The 20820-nt window shown below is 69.0% G+C and carries 22 protein-coding genes; 7 read left to right on the plus strand and 15 right to left on the minus strand.

The features are described 5' to 3' along the window. Nucleotides 1–34 precede the first annotated feature (34 nt). From tcuB to AACL56_RS13155, 6 genes are all read right to left on the minus strand, one after another. A complete protein-coding gene (gene tcuB, locus AACL56_RS13130; protein WP_425337010.1) occupies nt 35–1267 on the minus strand; it encodes a tricarballylate/citrate utilization 4Fe-4S protein in 1233 nt (410 codons plus the stop codon). Then, nucleotides 1251–2678: an FAD-dependent tricarballylate dehydrogenase TcuA gene (gene tcuA, locus AACL56_RS13135; protein WP_339090253.1), complete on the minus strand. Its 1428-nt coding sequence runs from the start codon at nt 2676–2678 to the stop codon at nt 1251–1253. Before tcuA ends, tcuB begins: the two co-directional genes overlap by 17 nt. 77 nt (nt 2679–2755) lie before the next feature. After that, nucleotides 2756–3682: a LysR family transcriptional regulator gene (locus AACL56_RS13140; RefSeq protein WP_339090254.1), complete on the minus strand. Its 927-nt coding sequence runs from the start codon at nt 3680–3682 to the stop codon at nt 2756–2758. A 7-nt stretch (nt 3683–3689) separates the two neighbouring features. Then, nucleotides 3690–4568 carry a bile acid:sodium symporter family protein gene (locus AACL56_RS13145; protein WP_339090255.1) on the minus strand — a complete coding sequence of 293 codons (879 nt, stop codon included), beginning with the start codon at nt 4566–4568 and terminating at the stop codon, nt 3690–3692. 93 nt (nt 4569–4661) lie between these two features. After that, nucleotides 4662–5429, minus strand: coding sequence for a class II aldolase/adducin family protein (locus AACL56_RS13150; RefSeq protein ID WP_339090256.1), 768 nt, complete (start codon nt 5427–5429; stop codon nt 4662–4664). A gap of 19 nt (nt 5430–5448) precedes the next feature. Beyond that, nucleotides 5449–6039 carry an HD domain-containing protein gene (locus AACL56_RS13155; protein WP_339090257.1) on the minus strand — a complete coding sequence of 197 codons (591 nt, stop codon included), beginning with the start codon at nt 6037–6039 and terminating at the stop codon, nt 5449–5451. A 156-nt stretch (nt 6040–6195) separates the two neighbouring features. On the opposite strand from AACL56_RS13155, the gene AACL56_RS13160 reads away from it, so the two are divergent. Then, nucleotides 6196–6927 carry a Crp/Fnr family transcriptional regulator gene (locus tag AACL56_RS13160; RefSeq protein WP_339090258.1) on the plus strand — a complete coding sequence of 244 codons (732 nt, stop codon included), beginning with the start codon at nt 6196–6198 and terminating at the stop codon, nt 6925–6927. 180 nt (nt 6928–7107) lie between these two features. Here AACL56_RS13160 and AACL56_RS13165 read toward each other — a convergent pair whose 3' ends face one another. Continuing rightward, nucleotides 7108–8289: an ABC transporter substrate-binding protein gene (locus AACL56_RS13165; protein WP_339090259.1), complete on the minus strand. Its 1182-nt coding sequence runs from the start codon at nt 8287–8289 to the stop codon at nt 7108–7110. Between the two features lie 170 nt (nt 8290–8459). On the opposite strand from AACL56_RS13165, the gene AACL56_RS13170 reads away from it, so the two are divergent. Next, complete coding sequence (locus AACL56_RS13170; RefSeq protein WP_339090260.1) at nt 8460–8840, plus strand: energy transducer TonB; 381 nt, start codon at nt 8460–8462, stop codon at nt 8838–8840. A gap of 24 nt (nt 8841–8864) precedes the next feature. On the opposite strand, the gene trmB is transcribed toward AACL56_RS13170, so the two are convergent. The 4 genes from trmB to AACL56_RS13190 all read right to left on the minus strand — a co-directional run bounded on the left by trmB (nt 8865) and on the right by AACL56_RS13190 (nt 12707). Continuing rightward, the gene (gene trmB, locus AACL56_RS13175) at nt 8865–9629 is read right to left on the minus strand and encodes a tRNA (guanosine(46)-N7)-methyltransferase TrmB (protein WP_339090262.1); all 765 of its coding nucleotides are present in this window, start codon (nt 9627–9629) and stop codon (nt 8865–8867) included. Further along, nucleotides 9626–10534: a tRNA glutamyl-Q(34) synthetase GluQRS gene (gluQRS, locus tag AACL56_RS13180; RefSeq protein WP_339090263.1), complete on the minus strand. Its 909-nt coding sequence runs from the start codon at nt 10532–10534 to the stop codon at nt 9626–9628. Before gluQRS ends, trmB begins: the two co-directional genes overlap by 4 nt. Nucleotides 10535–10541: 7 nt before the next feature. Continuing rightward, complete coding sequence (locus tag AACL56_RS13185) at nt 10542–11636, minus strand: NAD(P)/FAD-dependent oxidoreductase (protein WP_339090264.1); 1095 nt, start codon at nt 11634–11636, stop codon at nt 10542–10544. A gap of 117 nt (nt 11637–11753) precedes the next feature. Then, complete coding sequence (locus AACL56_RS13190) at nt 11754–12707, minus strand: LysR substrate-binding domain-containing protein (protein ID WP_339090266.1); 954 nt, start codon at nt 12705–12707, stop codon at nt 11754–11756. 161 nt (nt 12708–12868) lie between these two features. On the opposite strand from AACL56_RS13190, the gene AACL56_RS13195 reads away from it, so the two are divergent. The 5 genes from AACL56_RS13195 (at nt 12869) to AACL56_RS13215 (ending at nt 16244) form a co-directional block, all read left to right on the plus strand. Beyond that, the gene (locus AACL56_RS13195; protein ID WP_339090268.1) at nt 12869–13570 is read left to right on the plus strand and encodes a pirin family protein; all 702 of its coding nucleotides are present in this window, start codon (nt 12869–12871) and stop codon (nt 13568–13570) included. A 77-nt stretch (nt 13571–13647) separates the two neighbouring features. Further along, nucleotides 13648–14058, plus strand: a complete 411-nt coding sequence (locus AACL56_RS13200; RefSeq protein ID WP_339090269.1) for a DoxX family protein — start codon at nt 13648–13650, stop codon at nt 14056–14058. Between the two features lie 142 nt (nt 14059–14200). Further along, a complete protein-coding gene (locus AACL56_RS13205; protein ID WP_339090270.1) occupies nt 14201–14752 on the plus strand; it encodes a flavodoxin family protein in 552 nt (183 codons plus the stop codon). Between the two features lie 49 nt (nt 14753–14801). Then, nucleotides 14802–15725 carry a pirin family protein gene (locus tag AACL56_RS13210; protein ID WP_339090271.1) on the plus strand — a complete coding sequence of 308 codons (924 nt, stop codon included), beginning with the start codon at nt 14802–14804 and terminating at the stop codon, nt 15723–15725. A gap of 102 nt (nt 15726–15827) precedes the next feature. Then, complete coding sequence (locus AACL56_RS13215) at nt 15828–16244, plus strand: hypothetical protein (protein WP_339090272.1); 417 nt, start codon at nt 15828–15830, stop codon at nt 16242–16244. Between the two features lie 82 nt (nt 16245–16326). Here the strand turns inward: AACL56_RS13215 and AACL56_RS13220 are convergent, their stop codons facing one another. The 4 genes from AACL56_RS13220 to AACL56_RS13235 form a co-directional block, all read right to left on the minus strand. Then, a complete protein-coding gene (locus AACL56_RS13220; protein WP_339090273.1) occupies nt 16327–17895 on the minus strand; it encodes a tripartite tricarboxylate transporter permease in 1569 nt (522 codons plus the stop codon). Nucleotides 17896–17899: 4 nt separating this feature from the next. Beyond that, a complete protein-coding gene (locus AACL56_RS13225; RefSeq protein ID WP_339090274.1) occupies nt 17900–18430 on the minus strand; it encodes a tripartite tricarboxylate transporter TctB family protein in 531 nt (176 codons plus the stop codon). A 167-nt stretch (nt 18431–18597) separates the two neighbouring features. Next, entirely contained in the window at nt 18598–20151 is a 1554-nt protein-coding gene (locus AACL56_RS13230; protein WP_339090275.1) for a sensor histidine kinase, read from the minus strand. After that, nucleotides 20102–20818, minus strand: coding sequence for a response regulator (locus tag AACL56_RS13235; RefSeq protein WP_339090277.1), 717 nt, complete (start codon nt 20816–20818; stop codon nt 20102–20104). Before AACL56_RS13235 ends, AACL56_RS13230 begins: the two co-directional genes overlap by 50 nt. Between the last annotated feature and the right edge of the window lie 2 nt (nt 20819–20820).

Here is a 20820-nt window from a genome sequence, read left to right on the forward strand (position 1 = left end):
CGCACGGGTCCTTTCTTCAATATCGGGTGTGGGGTCAATCGGCGCCGAGCTGCAGGCGGCTGGGCAGGCGCTTCTCGATCGAGAACTTCAGCAGCGCCGCGCAGCGGAAGATGCCGTGCGCGAACTTGCCGTAGGGCAGCGTGAGGAACAGCGCCATCACCACGCCCAGGTGCACCGCCAGCAACAGCGCCATGAATTGCGTGTCGCGCCAGGCCAGCAGCGCCAGGCCCGTGAGGCTGGTCAGCAGCAGCAGCGCGATGAAGCCGCGGTCCATGGGCCGCTGCGCGACGTCGCCATGCGCCGGGTCGCGCCGCAGGTTGAGCCACAGCAGGCCGATCGGGCCGATCACCAGGCCGATGCCGCCGGCGGTGCCCAGCAGCACCGGCAGGCTGGTCAGCGCATAGGGCGCATGCATGTCGAACAGGTAGTGGTAGAGCGTGGCCACGCAGGTCGAGGCGAAGCACAGCATGAAGCCGTAGAAGGTGAAGTGGTGGAAGCGCCGGCGCCACAGCGTGAAGCGGTCGTCCTCGTTGTTGCAGCCCTCGCCGTGGCCGCCGCCGAGGTACTTCAGGCGCAGCGCGTCGTGCGCCGCTTCCGCGCTCGCGGGCCCGCGCACGCCGGCCATGGCCGGTGCGTTGCCCGGGTCGTCGTTGGCGGGCGAGACCTCGCGCCAGAAGCGCCGCACGCCCAGGGCCAGCGCGAGCAGCACGAACAGCGACACCGCGCCGAACAGCAGCGCGAGGAAGTTGTGCGGGAAGATCGCGTAGAAGTTGCCGGCCAGGGGCGCGTGCAGCAGCGAGCCGCTCATCGCGACCGCGAGCACCAGGAACAGCGCGAGGCCGCCGGCCAGGGCCAGCGCGACCGTGAGCCCGGCCTTCTCGTAGAGCGAGCCCATCGCGGCGGGCCAGGCGTAGTCGTGGTAGGTCTGCACGCGCACCTGGGCCATGGCCTGCGGCACGTTGACCGCGAACTCGTGCGGCGGCGCGTACTGGCAGGCATGCAGGCAGGCGCCGCAGTTGTGGCAGAGGTTGGCCAGGTAGTGCGTGTCGGCCTTGCCGAACTCGAGCCGCCGCGTCATCGCGGGGAACACGGCGCAGAAGCCCTCGCAGTAGCGGCAGGCGTTGCAGATCTGCAGGATGCGCGCGACCTCGCCCTCGGGCGCGGTCAGCGGAAGGGCGGGCTGGATCGGGATCACGCGCGACGGGGTGGCGTCGATGCCGTCCGCATCGGCACGCGCGCGGGCGACGAGATCAGTGAGCTGCTGCAAGAGAGGTCTCCGGGGAATGCTGCGAAAGATGCCGGGCCGCGCGCGCGGCCTGGGTGCCTGCGATGCGGCCGAAGGCCGTGCCGATGCTCATGCCGACGCCCGCCGTGTAGCCCTTGCCGAGCACGTTGCCGGCCATCATTTCGCCGGCCACGAACAGGTTGGGGCTGGGCCGGCCGCCGAAGCGCACGGCCGCGGTCTCGTCCACCTTCAGGCCCAGGTAGGTGAAGGTGATGCCGGGGCGCACCGGGTAGGCATAGAACGGCGCGGTGTCGAGCGGGCGCGCCCAGTGCGTCTTGGCCGGTGCGAGGCCCTCGGTGTGGCAGTCGTCGAGCGCGGTGTGGTCGAAGCGGCCGACGCGGCAGGCGGCGTTGTAGTCCTGCACGGTGCGCACGAAGGTGGCTTCGTCCAGGCCGATCTTCTGCGCCAGCTCGCCGAGCGTGTTCGCCTGCGTGCCGGTGAACACCGGCGGCATGAAGCGCCCAACCGCTTTCTGGTCGATGATCGACCAGGCGATCTGCCCCGGCTGCTGCGCCACCAGCCGGCCCCAGATCGCATAGCGCTTGGGCCAGAAGTCCTCGCCCTCATCGTAGAAGCGCCGGGCTTCGCGGTTGACCACCACGCCGAGCGAGACGCAGTCGATGCGCGTGCAGATGCCGCCGTCGTAGAGCGGTGCGCGCGCATCGATGGCGACCATGTGGCCCTGCGAGGGATCGCCGATGCTGTCGGCGCCCGCGGCGATCATGTGCTTGAGCAGCACGCCCTGGTTGAAGCGCGTGCCGCGGATGAGGAAATTGTCGGCCGGCCATTCGCCGCGCTCGTTCTGCCCCCAGGCCTCGCGCAGCCATTCGCGGTTCGACTCGAAGCCGCCGGCCGCGAGCACGCAGCTCTTCGCCGCGATGCGTTCGCCGGCCTCGGTGCGCACGGCCACGAAGCGCTCGCCGTCGAGCTCGACCGAGGCCACGGGCGTGTCGTAGCGGATCTGCACGCCGAGCCTCTCGGCGCTGCGGAAATAGGCATTGACCAGCGCCTTGCCGCCGCCCATGAAGAAAGCATTGGTGCGCGCGACGTGCAGCGCGCCCGACAGCGGCGGCTGGAAATGCACGCCATGGCTGCGCATCCAGTCGCGGCAGTTCGAGGATGCTCGGATCACGAGCCGCGCGAGGTGCTCGTCGGTGAGGCCGCCCGTCACCTTCAGCAGGTCCTGCCAGTACTCCTCTTCAGGATAGGCATCGACCAGCACGTCCTGCGGCGCGTCGTGCATGCAGCGCAGGTTGCGGGTGTGCTGCGAATTGCCGCCGCGCCATTCTTTGGGCGAGGCCTCCAGCAGCAGCACCGAAGCGCCGGCCTCGCGCGCCATCAGGGCGGCGCACAGCGCTGCATTGCCGCCGCCGACAACCAGTACGTCTATCACTCGTGGGTCTCCTTGGAATCCAGGAGACTGTAGGCAGCGCGGCCTTCACGCGAAAGGCCGAAAGCGGCAACGGGTGTTCAGTTTTCGAGAAGACTCGCGCCGGTCCAGCGGCCGTCGCGAACGAGGCTGCGCGCGGTGTCGGCCACCACCACGCGCGTGGCCAGCGCGGCCGGCGAGAGTTCGTCGTCCGACAGGCTCACGAGCAGGTTGCGCCGGCCCACGTGGGCATCGGCGATCTGCGTGAGTTCGAGGTCGTCGCGGTCGTGGCGCGCGGTGGCGGCGCCGGGCTGTACGGTGGCGCCGTAGCCGGCGCGCACCGCGTCCATCAGCAGCGCGAGGCCGTCGACCTCGGCCACGATGTTCGGCTGCACGCTCGCGCGCAGGAAGGCCGCCATCAGCGTGGCGCGCAGGCCGTGGCTGCCGCTCGGCAGGATCAGCGGCACCTCGGCCAGCTGCGAGAGCCGCACCTTGGTGCCTATCGGGCGCTTCGCGAGCGTGGGCGAGGCCACCACGAAGAGCTTCTCGGCCAGCAGCGGCGAGACGCTCCAGCGCCGCGGCGTGTCGGTCTGGAACAGCACGGCCAGGTCGAGCTGGCGCGCATGCAGCATGGTCGTCAGATGGCCCGACAGCGCCTCGACCATGTGCAGCCGCACCTCGGGATAGCGCTCCTGCATGGCGCGCATCAGCGGCACGCCGAGCACGGTGGCGGTGGTGGGCGCGAGGCCCACGCTCACATGGCCCGACAGCCGCGCCTGCTGCGCCGCGCGCACCGCGTCGTCGGCATGGCGCAGCGTGAGCTGGGCCTGCTGCAGGAAGGCCAGGCCGGCATCGGTGGGCGTGACGCCGCTGGAGCTGCGCTGCAGCAGGCGGGTGGCGAGCTCGCTCTCGAGCCGGCTGATCTGCTGGCTCAGCGCGGAGGTGACCACGCCGAGTTCCACGGCCGCGCGGCCCATGCTGCGCAGTTCGCAGACCTTGACGAAGTAGCGCAGTTGCCTCAGTTCCATGCGCGCATCATCGCGCAGGGGCCAGCTCGGGCGCGCGACGGCGCAGCAGCAACCATCCGAACAGCGGGGCGGTGACGTACATCGCCACCGAATACACCGCGGCCGGCAGCGCGAGCTGGAAGCTGCCGAGCACGCTGACCGCGACGAAGATCGCCAGGGTGGAGTTGTGGATGCCGATCTCGTAGCTGATGGCGGTGGCCAGCGGCTTCTCGAGGCCCGCGGCGCGGCTCAGGTAGTAGCCCGCGAGCAGGCTCAGCACATTGAACAGCACCACCGGCAGGCCGATCTCGGCGAAGGTGGCGGCCATGGTCTTCCACTCGTTCGCGATCGCCAGCACCGTGACCACCGCGAGCACCACGCCGCTGAAGATCTTGGTCGGCTTCTCCATGCGCGCCGCGAAGACGGGCCGGCGCGAGGCCACGAACATGCCGATGGCCACCGGGATCAGCACGATGGCGATCACCTCGACCAGCTTGCGCGTCTGCAGCGGCACCACCTGGCCGCTCTGCGCGAAATGGTTGATGGCCCAGTTGGCGATCAGCGGCAGCGTGACGATCGACAGCAGCGTGTTGACGGCCGTGAGCGAGATGTTCATCGCCACGTTGCCGCCGAACAGGTGCGAGAACAGGTTGGCCGAGATGCCGCCGGGCGAGGCTGCGAGCAGCATGAGCCCGATCGCGAACACCGGCGAGAGCCCGAAGCCCACGATGATCGCGTAGCAGGCCAGCGGCAGGCCGATGACCTGCAGCAGCAGCGCGATGGTCACGGCCTTCGGATGCCGGAACAGGCGCCGGAAGTCGTCGAGCGAGAGCGACAGGCCGAGCCCGAACATCACGAGCGCGAGCGCGCCGAACAGGAAGCGGGTCACGATGAGCGTGGCGTCCATGGGTCTTGTCTCCTCATTCGTTGTTCTAAAAAAATGGCTGCCGGCCCCCGTCGCGCGGGTGCTGGCAGCCTGGGAAACCGGGGTCGACGCGTCTCAGTTCTTGTAGCTGTCGTCGATGCGGTCGAGCTTGCGGATCAGCGAAGGCCAGACGAACATGCCGCCGAGGCCGCCGCTCTGCACCTTCATGGCCTGGCCGACGCCGTCGATGATCCGCGGATCCACATGCGTGAGTTCGCTGCCGCCCGATTGCGCCGCGATCTGGATCTGGCAGGTGTTCTCGAAGGTGTACATCGACAGGAAGGCGTCGGCGATGGTCTTGCCGCAGGTCAGCAGGCCGTGGTTGCGCAGCATGAGGAAGTTGGCCTCGCCCATGTCGGCCTGCAGGCGCGGCTTCTCGTCGTCGCGGAAGGCCACGCCTTCGTAGTCGTGGTACGCCAGCGAGGCCAGCACGAAGGTCGACTGCTGGCTGATGGGCAGCACGCCGTTCTTCTGTGCGCTGACCGCGATGCCGGCCCTGGTGTGGGTGTGCAGCACGCACTGGATGTCTTCGCGCACGGCGTGCACCGCGCTGTGGATCACGAAGCCGGCCGGGTTCACCGGGTAGGGCGACTCGATGATCTTGTTGCACTGCTGGTCGACCTTCACGAGGCTCGACGCGGTGATCTCGTCGAACATCAGCCCGTAGGGGTTGATGAGGAAGTGATGCTCCGGGCCCGGCACGCGCGCGCTGATGTGCGTGAAGACCAGGTCGCTCCAGCCGTACAGCGCCACCAGGCGGTAGCAGGCGGCGAGGTCGACGCGAAGCTGCCATTCCTCGGCGGAGACGAGCTTCTGGATTTCGGGTTGGGAAAAGGCGTTCATGGTGGGTTTCCTTCGAGGTTCAGGCGGCGGCGGGCTCGGCGAGGGCCGCCTTGTAGATGCTTTGCTTCGGCTGCGCCATCACGCGGCGCAGCATGGGCTCGAACTCGGCGATGGGCAGCGTCTCGGCCTTGGGGTCGAAGGCCGGGTTGTCGTAGAGCGCGCAGAACTCGGCCGTGCGCTCGTAGTGCGGGTGGTCCCTGAAGTTGTCGCGCATGTCGCGGTCCAGGCCGATGTGATGGAAGAAGTAGTGGCCCTGGAAGATGCCGTGGTTCTGCACCATCCAGTGGTTGGCCTCGCTCACGAAGGGCTTGAGGATGGCCGCTGCGATGTCGGGATGGTTGAAGCTGCCGAGCGTGTCGCCGATGTCGTGCAGCAGCGCGCACACCACGTACTCCTCGTCGCGGCCGTCGCGCAGCGCGCGCGTGGCGGTCTGCAGCGAATGCGTGTAGCGGTCGACCGGAAAGCCGCCGTAGTCGCCTTCGAGGATCTGCAGGTGCTTGATCACGCGCGCGGGCAGGGCGCCCGCGAACTGCATGAACTCGCCGCCGATCAGTTGCCAGTCTTGGCGCGTGCTTTCCTGCATGCTCTTGAAACTTGCCCGTGCATTCATCGTGAGAGTCTCCGTTGTCTGGGGTTGTGGGGGCGTGGGGTGTTGCGGGGTGTTCCGGCATGTCCCGGCATGTCCCGGCGTGTCGGCCACTGTATGCCTGCGCTTGACGCTCAACTGTCAAGAATTTGACAATGCAGGCCTCTGGTAAACCCCCGCATGGCCGCTTCATCCAAACCCCGGACCTCGCGCCTGTCGGCCGCGCATCGCGCTGCGCTGGAGCGCAATCCATGGTTCACCAGCATCCCGCGCGCCCAGCGCGAGGCCTTGCTGGGCGCGGCCGAGTTGCTGCATGTGCGGCGCGGCACCATGGTGTTCCGCCAGGGTGACCCGATCCATGCGGCCGGCGGCGGCTTCTACGGGCTGGTGGCCGGCACCATCAAGATCTCGTCGTTGCGCCAGGACGGTCGCGAGGCCATCCTTGCCGTGCTCGAGCCGGGCAACTGGTTCGGCGAGATCACGCTCATCGACGGTTCGCCTCGCACGCACGATGCCACCGCGCTCGAGACGCTCGACCTGCTGGTGGTGCCGCCGGAGGCCTTTGCGCAGCTGATGCGCGATGGCGTCTTCGCCAACGCCATGGCCGCCATGCTCGCCGCACGCGTGCGCATGCTCTACGGCCTGGCCGAGGACGCCACCTTGCGCAGCCTGCGCGCCCGCGTCGCGCACCGGCTGCTGGTGCTGGCGCGCGGCGATGCCACGCAGTCCGTGCAGCTGCGGCACGACCTGAGGCTGCCGCAGGAGGCCCTCGCCATGATGCTCGGCGTGACCCGCCAGACGCTGTCGAAGGAACTCAACGCGCTGGCCGGCGAGGGCGTCGTCGCGCTGGGCTACGGGCGCATCCAACTCCTGTCGCTCGACGCGCTGCAGCGGCTCGTCAGCACAGGCTAGCTGCACGGCCATTCGCGATGCGTCGATGAACACGGAGGAGCCGGCTTCGCCCCCCGGGGCAGGAGGCCCTGGCACGGCACAAGCCAGAAACACCGCGGAACCGGCTCTGCCGGGCCGCAGGTGTTGCCCCCGGTAGGGGGAAGGAGAAGCGACACGAAGTGCGCGAAGCCTGGGGGCGAGCTATCGGAGCACGCGGCCGTCGGCCGAGATGCTGATCAGGTCGATGCTGCGCACGTTGTCGCGCAAGCCGGGGCGCAGGTTGATGCGGAAGCCGCCCACGTCGTAGTCGGTCATGCCGGTCATCACGCGCTGCAGGCTCGCGGTGGTGAAGCCGCGCCCGGCGCGCCGCACCGCCTCGCCGGCCGCCTTGGCGGCGATGAAGCCCTCGAGCCCTTCGTAAGAGGCGGTCTGGTCGGAGGTGTCGACGGCCGCCAAGTATTCCTTGACGATCGGAATGGCCGAAGGCCGGGGCGACGGCACCACCTGCGAGATGACGATGCCGCCGATGTCCTTGCCGAGCGTGGCGTAGAGCGGGTCGATGCCGACGATCGAGAAGGCCATGAAGTTGCCCGTGTAGCCGCTCTTGCGCAGCTTGCGGATGGCGCTCGCGGTGGTGCCCGAGAGCGACACCAGCACGATCGCCTGGGGCGACTTTGACTGCACGGTCTTCAGGGCGGCGTCGAGCTTGTCGCCGCTGGGCGGCACCAGCGCGGTGGCCACCAGCGCGGGCAGCTTCAGCTCGGTGATGGCCTGCTCGACGGCGGCCAGGCCGGCGCGACCCATGGCGTCGTCGTCGCCGACCAGCGCCACGCGCGTCTGCCCCACGGTGGCGCACTGGCGCACGATCTTGAGCGCCTCGTCGATCATGCCGGGCCGCACGTGGAACACGTTCGGATGGTCCGCCGCGCGCAGCGTGTCGGAGGCCGCGAAGGGCGCGAACAGCAGGCTGCCCTGCTGCGTGGCGACGTTCGCACCGGCCTCGCTGCTGGCGGTGCCGACGAAGCCGAACAGCATGTCGGCCTTGTGGGTGCCGAGCAGGGTGCGCGCATTGGTGGTGGCGCGGGCCGCGTCATAGCCGTCGTCGAGTTGCAGCAGCTTCAGCTGGATGCCGGTGGCTGCGTTGCGCTCGTTGAAGTCCGTCACCGCGAGGCGGCTGCCGGCCGCGAAGGCGCTGCCGATCTCGCTGGCTCCGCCGGTGAGAGGCACCGATTGCCCCAGCAGAACCACACGGGCTGCGCCGCCGGCGGCTGCGGCCGCCCGGGTGGATTGCGCCGCGGCGAGACCGGGCATCGCACCGATTCCTCCGCCGATCAGCAGTGCGCCGCCCGCTTTTGCCAGCCATTCCCTGCGCGATGTGTTCATAGGACACTTTCTTAAACAGTAGTAAAAAAGTGTAGCAATTTCAAGGCCAAGGGGGAAGCCGGGGCGTGCGACAGAATCGCCCAATGAACAAAGTTTCGTGGTGGGGTGGGGCGGGAGTGGCGCTGGTGTTTTCAGGTTGTGTTGCGACAGCGCCGAAGGATGTCGGATCGGTGCAGCTGGCGCCCCAGGCGCACTCGGTGCAGCCCGTGCCGGAAATCGAGATCGCCGCCCCTGCGGTGGCGCCGTCGACCGTGCCGCCCGCAGCCACGGCGCGCGCCGTGACCGGACCGACCGTCCGCAAGCGCGTCGAGCCCACCTATCCGGCGGAGCTGAGCCGCGAGGGCATTCCCGGCGAAGTCGTGCTGACGTTCTTCGTCGGCGAAAACGGCCAGCCCGAAGATGTCCGCATCGAGCGCTCGACGCACCCTGCGTTCTCGAAGGCGGTGATGGCGGTGGTGCCGCGCTGGCGTTTCGATCCCGCACGTGCGGCGGACGGCAGCGCGGTGCGCAGCCGGATGCGCGTGCCCGTCAGGTTCCTGGTCAACGACTGACCGGGCCGCCTCGCAGGGCGGCGCTCAGGCCTTGCGTTCGAACACCAGGTCCCACACGCCGTGGCCCAGCTTGATGCCGCGGTTCTCGAACTTGGTGAGCGGCCGGTATTCGGGCTTGGGCGCGTAGGCCTCGGCCGTGTTGCGCAGCAGCGGCTCGCCCGACAGCACCTCGAGCATCTGTTCGGCGTAGGGCTGCCAGTCGGTGGCGCAATGGATGTAGCCGCCGGGGCGCAGGTGCTGCGCCAGCTTGGTCACGAATTCGGGCTGGATCAGCCGGCGCTTGTTGTGGCGCTTCTTGTGCCACGGGTCGGGAAAGAACACATGCACGCCGTCGAGGGTGCCGGGCTGCAGCATGTGGTCGAGCACGTCGACCGCGTCGTGCGCGCAGATGCGGATGTTCGACAGCTGCTGCTCGCCGATGCGCTTGAGCAGCGCGCCCACGCCGGGCTCATGCACCTCGCAGCAGAAGAAATTGGTCTCGGGCAGCACGGTTGCGATGTGCGCCGTGGCCTCGCCCATGCCGAAGCCGATCTCCAGCACCGTGGGGCCGGCGCGGCCGCCGAAGGCCTCGGTCAGGTCGATCGGCTCGGGCTTGTAGGGCACGAGGTACAGCGGGCCCAGTTCGGAAAAGGCGCGTGCCTGGCCGTCGGTGGTGCGGCCACCGCGCTTGACGAAGCTCTTGAGGCGGCGGTGCAGCGGATGCGGCTTGCCTGCGTCGTCGCTGTCTTCGGAAGCGGGCGCATCGTCGCTGGGCGGGAGGTCGTGGGGCACGGTGTCGGGAAAATTCATTGCGGCCGCGAATTGTAGAGAGCGCGCCATTGCGGCACCCAGCCGGCCAGGGCTTCCGCGCAATGGCCGGCCGCGGCGGGGCCCAGGCCCAGCACGCGCGCGGCGTCGGCCAGGGCGGCCAGCGCGGCGTCGGGCGTGGCGGTGTCGATCGGCGCGGCGCCGTTCTGCTTCGACAGCTTGTCGCCGTCGGCGCCGCGCACCAGCGGCGTGTGCAGGTAGCTCGGGGTGGCAAAGCCGAGTGCCCGCTGCAGCAGGATCTGGCGCGCGGTGTTGTCGGCGAGGTCCTCGCCGCGCACCACGTCGCTCACGCCCTGTTCGGCATCGTCGACCACCACCGCGAGCTGGTAGGCCCACGGGCCGTCGGCGCGGCGCAGCACGAAGTCGCCGACCTCCGCGGGCACGTCCTGGCATTGAGGCCCGAGGCGGCGGTCGCCCCAGTGCAGCGGGTGGCCCGCCGCGAACTTCGTGGCAGCGAAGCGCCATGCGCGCGCGGGCTTGCCATGCAGGCCGTCGCGGCAGGTGCCGGGGTACACGCGCTCCCCGTGCCGTTCGGGTGTGCGGCCGAGCCGTGCGAGTGCTTCGTCGATGTCCTTGCGCGAGCAGCCGCAGGGGTAGGCGAGGCCCGCTGCCTGAAGCCGCGCCAGCGCGGACTCATAGCGCGCGGTGCGCTGCGTCTGCCACACCGGCGGCTCGTCGGGCACGAGGGCGCACGCGGCCAGTTGCCGAAGGATGTGTTCGCCCATGCCGGGCAGGCACCGTTCGGTGTCGGCGTCCTCGATGCGGACAAGCCAGCGCGCCTGCGGCCCGCGTGCGCGCACGTCGAGCCAGCTGGCAAGCGCGGCCACCAGCGAGCCCGCATGCAGCGGCCCGGTGGGCGAGGGCGCGAAGCGGCCGGTCTCCCCCATCCGCGGATCAGAGGACGTCGAGCGCGAGCGACAGGCCCGAGAGGAAGGCGTCTTCCACGCGGTGTCCGGTGCACCAGTCGCCGGCCACGCCGATGCGGGCCTTGGCGTCCCACAGGTGCGTGGTGCCCACGGGCACCTGCGTCTGTGCTTCGGTCCAGCGCAGCGCCTGTGCGTGCGCGGGCGTGGCGTAGATGCCGGTGATCTCGGAAAAGGCGCGCAGCAGCTTGGCCTCGATGCGCGAAGGGGTGTCGCGCAGGTGTTCCTGCGACCACGTGGCGCTGGCCTGCAGCGTCCAGCGCTCGATGCGTTCGCGCCCGGGCTTGGAGGATTCGCGCGCGAGCCAGGCCACGCGGTGGTGGGTGCTGCGCGCCGCGTTCCATTGCGGGCCGAGATGAGACATGTTGGCCTGGTTGGCCTGGGGGTACGCGATCATCAGCGTCCAGCAGGGCGCGATGGTCACGGGTTCGATCTTGCGGCCGATGGTGGCCGAGAGTTTGCTGTCGCCCAGCAGCGCGCGGGCGGCCGAGGGCGGCACGGCGAGCAGCACGGCGTCGAAACCGGAATACACGTGCGTCGATTCCTCGGCGCCCGCGGTGCGCAGCTGCCAGCGCGCGGGGTCGAGCGCGTCGGGCTCGATCCGCGTCACCTGCGTGCCGGTGACGAGGCTGTCGCCCAGCGGCCGGGCCCAGTGGGCGACCAGCGAATCCATGCCGGGCTGCGCCACCCAGTGAGGCTCGAGCGAGGGCAGGGCCGCCTCGGCCACGCGGCCGTGGGCGTCGAGCACGCGCACGAGGTTGGCGCTCCAGCGCTTGCACACACCGGGCGTGGCTTCCAGCGCCAGTGCGAAGCGCGGGTCGCGCACGGTGAAGTACTGGGCTCCGCTGTCGAAGCGGCCGAAGGCGGTGTCGATGCTCGCCATGCGTCCGCCGGCCGCGGCCTCGCGTTCGAACACGGTCACCTTGTGGCCGGCTTGCACCAGCGTTCTCGCACAGGCCACCCCGGCGATGCCGGCGCCGACGACGGCGTAATGGCGCGGGGTGGCTGGGGTTCGGTGGCGGTCGGCCGGCTTGGCCGGCTTCCTTGCAGTTGCGCGAGTGGTCATGACGAACGCTTTCTTCTGGAGGGAATGCAGTTGGATGTGTCTGCACTCTACATCGGGACGGCAGCCGCTTCGCCTGAGGGCACACCCTGAGCGCCGCCGCGCGATCCTGGTGAATACTTATCGGCCCCGATGGCGCTCGAGCAGCGCACGCCGCGTGCCTTCGTGGTCGAACTGCGCCAGCCACCATTCGAGCGCGCGACCCGGCTTGCCCGCGCTTCGCACGCGCCAGGCGCAATGCATGGCGCCCATCGGCGCCTTGCGCTCGGTCTTCAGTTCCACCAGGTGCCCGGCCTCGATGTACGGCCGCGCCATCGGCTCGGGCAGGAAGCCGCCGCCGAGCCCGTGCAGCTGCGCCGCGATCTTGGCCTGCATGCTCGGCACCGTGAGCACGTCCTGCCCGCCCATCAGGTGGACCGTCATCGGCGTGCCCTGGCGGGCCGAATCGGCCGCGGCCACCGCGCGGTGCTGGCGCAGCACCGCATCGCTCAGTGGTTGCGGCAGGCGTGCCAGCGGATGGTGCGGCGCCACTGCGTAGATGAAGCCCAGTTCGCCGATGAGCCGGCTGCGAATGCCGGTGGCCGTGAAGCTCAGGCTCGCGGCGTCGATCACCGCGCCGATGGCCAGGTCGGCCTCGCCGCTGGTCAGCGCCTCGATGGTGCCGAGCAGCGTCTCGTCGCGCAGCTTCAGGCGCGTGGGCGGTTCCAGCGCGAAGAACGCGGTGGCGAGGTCGAGCAGCGGGTCGCGGGCGATCACGCTGTCGACCGCGATGGTCAGCATCGGCTCCCAGCCGGTGGCCACGCGCTTCACGCGGTTGGCCACCGCATCGATCTCGGTCAGCAGGCGATCGGCCTCGCGCAGCAGCTCGGCGCCGGCTTCAGTCACCTTCGCCTGGCGTGCGCTGCGGTCGAACAACAGCACGTCGAGCGCGTCCTCGATCTGCCGCACGCGGTAGCTCAGGGCGCTGGGCACCAGGTCGAGTGCGCGGGCGGCGGCGGCAAAGCTGCCGGTGGCGGCCACGGTCTGGAGCATGGCAAGGGCGTCAGGGGTCAGGACGTCGCGGGGGCTGGGCATGGTCGCTCCGTTGATCAAATTATTTGAATGGTGCCATCAAAACCCGGCGTCTTTTCAAAGGGGGTGCGGACCTAAAGTTCCTTACATCCGCTGCGCATCCGGCGCGGCATACGAAGAAGGCCCCCACAGCCCCCAGGGGCAGGCCACAAAGGAGTTCGACGATGTTGCAAGTTCGTAAATCCCAGGAACGCGGTTATGCAGACCATGGCTGGCTGCGGTCGTTCCACAGCTTTTCCTTCGCCGGTTACTACGACGAGGCCCACATGGGCTTCGGCAACCTGCGCGTGATCAACGAAGACCGCGTGGCGGCGGGCGCCGGCTTCGGCACCCACGGCCACAAGGACATGGAGATCATCAGCTACGTGCTTTCGGGCGAGCTGGCGCACAAGGACAGCATGGGCAACGTGGAAAGCATTCCGCCGGGCGACGTCCAGCGCATGAGCGCCGGCCGCGGCGTGATGCACAGCGAGTTCAACCACAAGGCCGACGAGACCACGCACTTCCTGCAGATCTGGATCCTGCCGAAGGAACGCGGCATTGCGCCGGGCTACGAGCAGAAGCAGTTCTCCGATGCCGAGAAGCGCGGCAAGCTGCGCCTGGTGGCATCGCCTGACGGCAGCGACGGCTCGGTGACGGTGAACGCCGACGCCCGCCTGTACGCCGGCCTGCTCGACGGCGACGAAAAGGCCAGCCTGTCGCTCGATCCGGCGCGCAAGAGCTATGTGCACCTGGTGCGCGGCGAGCTTGAGGTGAACGGCCAGAAGCTTTCGGGCGGCGACGCCGCGATGCTCGAGGGCGAGTCGCAGGTCTCGCTGGCTGCCGGCAAGGATGCCGAGGTGCTGGTCTTCGACCTGGCCGCCTGATGTTCCCCGGCCGGGCGCCTGGCGCCCGGCCTTTTTTCGTTCCCGTTCAACTTTCAACAACCGAGGAGTCTTCAACCATGGCAACCACCACCAACCACCCGCTCGCCGCCGCCCAGGACACGCTGGCGCTGATCGGCCGCATCCTGATCGGCACGCTGTTCATTCCCGCCGGCTTCGGCAAGCTGATGGGCTTCGCGGGCACCGTCGGCTACATCACCAAGGTGGCGGGGCTGCCCCTGCCCGAGGTCGCGGCAGCGATCGCGATCGTTGTCGAACTGGGCCTGGGCATTGCACTGCTGGTCGGCTTCAAGACGCGCTGGACGGCGCTGATCATGGCGATCTTCACGGTGGCCACGGCGCTCTTCTTCCACAAGTTCTGGGCTGACGCAACGCAGAACATCCAGTTCTTCAAGAACATGGCCATCGCCGGCGGCCTGCTGTCGTTCGCTGCCTTCGGTCCCGGCCGCTTCAGCATCGATAAAAATTAAGCTCTCCCCCAGGCTTCGCGCACTTCGTGTCGCTTTGCCAACCCCCCACCGGGGGCAGCACCTGAGGCCCGGCAGAGCCGGTTCCTCGGTGCTTCGCGAAAATACCGTTTCCCGTCATTCGTTCATTCAGGAGAACCTTCACATGGCCAACATCGTCGTCGTCTTCCATTCCGGCTACGGCCATACCCAGCGCGTGGCGCAAGCCGTGGCGGAAAGCGCGGGCGCGCAGCTGCTCGCCATCGACGCCGACGGCAACCTGCCCGAAGGTGGCTGGGAGCTGCTGGCCGCGGCCGACATGATCGTCTTCGGCTCGCCCACCTACATGGGCGGCGTGAGCTGGCAGTTCAAGAAGTTCGCGGATGCGTCGTCCAAGGTCTGGTACACGCAGGGCTGGAAGGACAAGCTCTTCGCGGGCTTCACCAACAGCGCTACCATGAACGGCGACAAGGTCGCCACCATGGCCTACCTGTGGACGCTGGCCATGCAGCACAGCGGCCTGTGGGTCAGCATGGGCATCCTGCCGACCAACAACAAGGCCGCCACGCGCGAGTCGATGAACTACGTGGGCGGCTACGGCGGCCTGCTGACGCAGTCGCCGTCGGACGCGAGCGCCGCCGAGATGCACAAGGGCGACTTCGACACGGCGCGCGCTTTCGGCGAGCGTCTTGCCAAAGTGGCAACATCGCGCGCTTGACCCGCCAGACCCGCCAGACCAGCCGATTGCCACCCACGGAGAACACACGATGACCGACACCCGCCCCGATCCCCAACTGCTCCACCCGCACGACAAGGACCTGGGTGGCGGCTTCAAGGTGCGGCGCCTGCTGCCGGCGGCGCAGCGCCGTTCGGTCGGGCCTTTCGTGTTCTTCGACCATTTCGGACCGGCCACCGAGGAGCCGGGCGGCGAGCACGACGTGCGGCCGCATCCGCACATCGGCCTGTCCACGGTCACCTATCTGTTCAAGGGCGCGATGATGCATCGCGACAGCCTCGGCAGCGTCCAGGAGATCCTGCCGGGCGCCATCAACTGGATGACGGCGGGCCGCGGCATCGTTCACTCCGAACGCAAGCCCGAGCGCCTGAAGGCCGACACCTACGTCAACCACGGCCTGCAGCTGTGGGCCGCGCTGCCGCAGGCGCATGAAGAAGCCGAACCCGCCTTCGAGCACACGCCCGCCGAGGCCATCCCCGAACTGGTGGAGCAGGGCGTGGACGTGCGCGTGCTGGTGGGCGAGGCCTTCGGCGCGCGCTCGCCGGTGAAGACGCTGTCGCAGACCGTCTACCTCGACATCGCGCTGCCCGCGGGCGGGCGCTTCGAACTGCCCGTGCTGGCGCCCGAGCTGGCCGTGTACGCGGTCGATGCCGACATCGCAGTCAACGGCGAACAGGTCGAGGCCCACACCATGGCCGTGCTGCCCGACGGGCACGGCGCGGTGCTCACGGCGGCCGCCGCGGCGCGGCTGGTGGTGATCGGCGGCGAGCCGCTCGACGGTCCGCGCTACATCACCTGGAACTTCGTCTCCAGCCGGCGCGAGCGCATCCTCGAGGCCGGCGCCGACTGGGCCGCACAGCGCATGGGCCATGTGCCCGGCGAGACCGAGTTCATCCCGCTGCCCGGCAAACCCTTCGGCGTGCGCGAGCCCGACACCGGCACCACGCCGGTCTGACGCCGCGTTCCGGGTCGCTCGCGCGGCAGTAGTAAGCTCCGGCCGCAAGCGGCGGTTGAGGGAATCGCCGTGCCAACGACATCCCAGAGAGGACACGCGCACATGGCAGTTTCACGGACACCCGAAGTCGCACCGGGCGAATACGGCGATCTCTTCGAGTTCCTGATGAAGGAACTCAAGCTCTTCAAGCGGCAGCTGGTCATCATGCTCAAGCATGTGCAGACCGGCGAGTCGATGGTCTACGAGCAGGCCTGGTACGACTTCCACCTGAAGGACCGGCTCACGCAGCTGCTGAAGGCCGGCGACTATGCCGCGGTGGCCGAGCTGCCGGTCAACAAGAAGGGCCAGACCGGCATCTACATCGAGACCCGCTACGTGAAGAGCGGCAAGCTCGTGGGACTGCAGCTCGTGGAGGCACGGCCGCACGAGGGCGGCCGCTATGTGGGCCTGACGCCGGCCACGGTGTTCACCGACGCCGACGGCGAGGGCATGCTGCCCTTCGTGCAGAAGCTCGGCTGACCGGCACACGCGAAACAAAAAAGGGCCCGATGCATCGGGCCCTTTTTCATTGCGGTGCATGGCGCTCGCCGCGCCACGCGGTTTACTCGTTGCCGATGGCCACCGTCTCCGAGGGCGATGCGCCAGCCGGCGCCTTCGGCAATTCGACGACGCCCTTGCGGCCGCCGCGGCCGCGCCACGCGGAGTAGCCCACGCCCAGCAGCAGCAGCACGCACAGGCCGATGAAGGTGCCGCTGATCGGACGCGTCACGAACACCGACATGTCGCCGCGCGAGAGCAGCAGGGCGCGGCGGAAGTTCTCTTCCACCATCGGCCCGAGCACGAAGCCCAGCAGGATCGGCGCGACCGAGAACTCGAGGCTCATCAGCACCGCGCCGACGATGCCGAACACCAGCACTTCCCAGATCTGGAAGAGGCTGTTCTGCGTGCTGTACACGCCGGTCGCGATGAAGAACATCGCGGCCGGGAACAGGTACTTGTAGGGCACCTTCAGCAGCTTCACCCACACGCCGATCATCGGCACGTTCAGGATCACCAGGATCACGTTGCCGATCCAGAACGAGGCGATCAGGCCCCAGAAGATGTCCGGATGCTCGGTGATGAGCTGCGGGCCGGGCTGGATGCCCTGGATCAGCAGCGCACCCAGGATCAGCGCCATCACCGCGTCGCCGGGAATGCCCAGGCTCATCGTCGGGATGAAGTCGACCTGCGTCTTCGAGTGGGCCGAGGCCTCGGGGCCGGCCACGCCTTCGATCATGCCGGTGCCGAACTTGTTCGGCGTCTTCGACACCTTGCGCTCCAGCGCGTAGGCGATGAAGGTGGTGATGGTCGGGCCCGTGCCTGGCATCGCGCCGAACACCGTGCCCACCAGCGTGCCGCGGATCATCGCGGGAAAGGCGCGCTTGAGCTCTTCCTTGCTGGGGCGCATGTCGCTCAGCTTGAGCGTGCCGGTGTCGCCGATGGCCTTCATGCGGTTCACGTTGAGCAGGAAGTCGGCCACGCCGAACAGGCCCATCGAGATCGCCACGAGTTCCAGGCCGTCGCTGAGTTCGGGCAGGCCGAACGCGAAGCGGAAGCTGCCGCTGTTCACGTCGGTGCCGACCACGCCGCACAGCAGGCCGAAGATCGTCATGGCCACGCCCTTGAGCGGCGAGCCGCGCGACATGGTGGAGCCGGCCAGCAGGCCCAGCATCATGATCGAGAAGATCTCGGTCGGGCCGAACTTGAACGCGATCTGCACCAGCAGCGGCGAGGCGAAGATCATCACGATGATGCCGACCGACGCCGCGAAGAACGAGGCAATCATCGTCACCCCGAGCGCGACGCCGCCCTTGCCCTGCTTGGTCATCGGGTACCCGTCGAGACAGGTCACCGCATGCGGCGGGTGCGACGGCATGTTCATCAGGATGGCGCCGATGGCGCCGCCGTACTGCGAGCCGTAGAAGATGCCGGCCAGCATCAGGATGGCGGGCACCGGATGCATCACGTAGGTGAGCGGCAGCAGGATCGAGATGGCCTGCAGCGCGCCCATGCCCGGCAGCACGCCGATCAGGTTGCCCACCAGCACGCCGAAGAACGACCACAGCAGGTTGGAGCCCTGGAACGCGACGCCGAAGCCGAACCAGAGGTCGTGGAGCGATTGTCCGATCATGGCTTCAGCCTCCCCACTGGAACAACGGGAGCTGCAGCTTGAGCGCCCACCAGAACACCACCACCGCGATGAAGCACATCGCCAGCGACAGCAGCAGCGCTTCGGTCAGCGTGTTGTCGCGGTCGCCGAGCGCCGAGATGAACACGATCGCGAAGGTTGCGGGCAGCAGCCCGCCGTATTCGCCGAGCAGCAGGAACGCGAGGATGCCAAGGATGATGCAGACGCCGCCGCGCACGTCGGGCATGCCGCCCGGATGGCCGTGCGACGCGGCTTCCTCGCCCGAGCCCTCGGCGGACTTGTCGCCGCGTGCCGAGATGGCGATCAGCAGGCCGACCAGCGCAAGCAGCGCGCCGAGCGAGACCGGGAAGAAGCCCGGGCCCATGTGCGCCAGCTCGCCGACGTGGTAGCCGATGCCGGCATAGACGGCGGCCAGGCCGACGACGATCAGCAGCGCGCCGCCGTAGTAGTCTTTCTTGAATTTCGAAGCGGGCCGAGGCGCGTGCGAGGCCGGATCTTCACCGAGCTGGTGCTGCATAAGTCTCCTTGATTTGGAAGGAGCGCAGTCTAGGAATCGAGGCTTTCAATCGCCTTTCGGAGAAGTCGCAAACGGGTCGGCGGGCCGCAAAATACGTGTAATCACGTACCGTCGTATCGGGTGAAACCCTTGGAAAAACGGGCCTCCGAAGACGCTTCCCGCCGTGCTCAGGCAGGGCCGAGCGGCAACCGGAGGATGGCTCGCAGACCGCCGCCGTTGGCGCGCTCGGGCATGTCGGCGTGATGCAGTTCGATGTCGCCGCCGTTGCGCCGCGCATAGCTTCGCGCGATGGTCAGGCCGAGGCCCGCCCCCTGCGTGGCCGCGTCGCCTGCGCCCGCGGCCGCATCGCGGTGGAAGCGCTCGAACACGCTCTCGCGCCGCTCTGGCGCGATGCCGGGGCCGTTGTCGCACACCTCGGCCAGCGCGTGGGCCGCATCGCGCCGCACGGCAACCGTGATGTTGCCGCCGCGCGGCGTGTACTTGATGGCGTTGTGCACGAGGTTGGCCAGCACCTCGTGCAGTTCGGCGGCGTTGGCCTTCACCGGCACGACGGGCACCATGGGTGCAAGGTCCTCGTCGCCGGCATCGACCCAGCCGAGGTCCTGGTCGTGCTCGCGGGCGAGCGGCAGGTACTGCAGCACCACGCCGCGAGCGATGGCGTTGAGGTCGACCACCGCGTGCTCCGCGGGCACGGCGTCTTCCTCGGTGGTGGCATGCGCGAGCGCCAGCAGCTGCTCGCTGAGCCGGCGCGTGCGCGACAGCTGCGCCACGATGGCGTGCAGCGACTCGCGCATGCGTGCCGGGTCGGTCTCGCGCACCGCGTAGCCGGCCTGGATCGACAGGATGCTCAGCGGCGTGCGCAGCTGGTGCGAGGCATCGGCCAGGAACTGCGAATGCTCGGCCAGCATGCGCCGGTGGCTGGCGATGTGGTGGTTCACCGCGTCGACCAGCGGCGCCACCTCCTGCGGCACGCCGCTCGCGTCGAGCGGCTTCAGGTCGTCGGGCGAACGCTCGCGCAGCGAGCGGCGCAGGCGCTCCAGCGGGCGCAGGGTCCAGGCCACGCCCAGCCACACCAGCAGCGCCATCACCAGCACCATGCGCGTGTCGCGCAGCAGTTCCTGGCGCAACGACTCGGCCTGCGCCTCGGTGCGCGGGCCGGTGCCTTCGGCCGCCTGGATCAGCACGCTGTAGGCCACGCCCGGATGCACGCTGTCGTACACCGTCTGGCGCAGGGCGGCCACGCGCACCGGGTGCTGCTCGTGCACCGCGTCGTAGAACACCGGCGTGCCGTCGGGCGGGCGCTGCGCGGGGCGCGGCAGGCCGGGCACGCCCATCAGCGTCATTTCCGGCGAATTCACGTCGAGCGTTTCGCCCTTGGGAATGCGCTGCACCCCGACGTGCAGGTACTTGTAGCGCAGGTGCGTCGACTCGAACATCGCCTGGATCGAGAAAGGCTCCTGCACCCGCACGCTGCCGTCGCTGGCCACCACGATGCCGTTTGCCAGAGCCTGCACGGGCTCGAGCAGGCTCTGGTCGTAGGCGACCACGAGCGAATCGGTCAGCGCCTGGTAGTCGTTCCAGCTGTCGAGCGCCAGCAGCGCGACGATGCCCGGCAGCAGCAGCGCGAGCAGGCGCGCGCGGATGCCGAAGCGCTGCGGCGACCCGTGCGCCTCAGTCCGGGAGTTCGGTACCGGCACCGGCGGCGGGGCCTGATGATCCATCGGCGATGCTTTCGAGCATGTAGCCCAGGCCGCGCACGGTGACGATGCGCACGTCGCTGTCCGCGAGCTTGCGCCGCAGCCGGTGCAGCACCACCTCGATGGCGTCGGGCCCCGCGGTGCTGTCGTTGGTGAACACCTTGGCGAACAGCTGCGACTTGCCCACCGGCGAGCCGCTGCGCATCAGGAGCGCGGTGAGCGCGGCCTGCTCGCGCGGCGTGAGCGAGAGCAGCACGCCGCGCAGGGTGAACGCGTGGCTCTCGCTGTCGTAGGAGAGCGAGGCGCATTGCAGGCGCGGGTGCTGCTTGCCGCGGCTGCGGCGCACCAGCGCGGCGATGCGGGCCTCGAGTTCGACCAGCTCGAAGGGCTTGGTCAGGAAGTCGTCGGCGCCCAGGTTCAGGCCGCGCACGCGGTCCTGCAACGCGCCCTGCGCCGTGAGGATGAGCACCGGCGTGCGGTCGTCGGCATTGCGCATGTCGGCCAGCACGCTCAGGCCGTGCTTGTCGGGCAGGCGCAGGTCGAGCACCACGGCGTCGTATTCGGTGCCGGCCATGAAGGCCTCGGCGGTGCGCGCGTCGGGCGCATGGTCGGCCACGAAGCCGCTCTGGGTCAACGCCCGGACCAGCCAGGAGGCCATGTCCAGTTCGTCTTCCACCAGGAGGATGCGCATGG

The sequence above is a fragment of the Variovorax paradoxus genome, from assembly GCF_902712855.1.
Classification (GTDB): Bacteria; Pseudomonadota; Gammaproteobacteria; order Burkholderiales; family Burkholderiaceae_C; genus Variovorax; species Variovorax paradoxus_Q.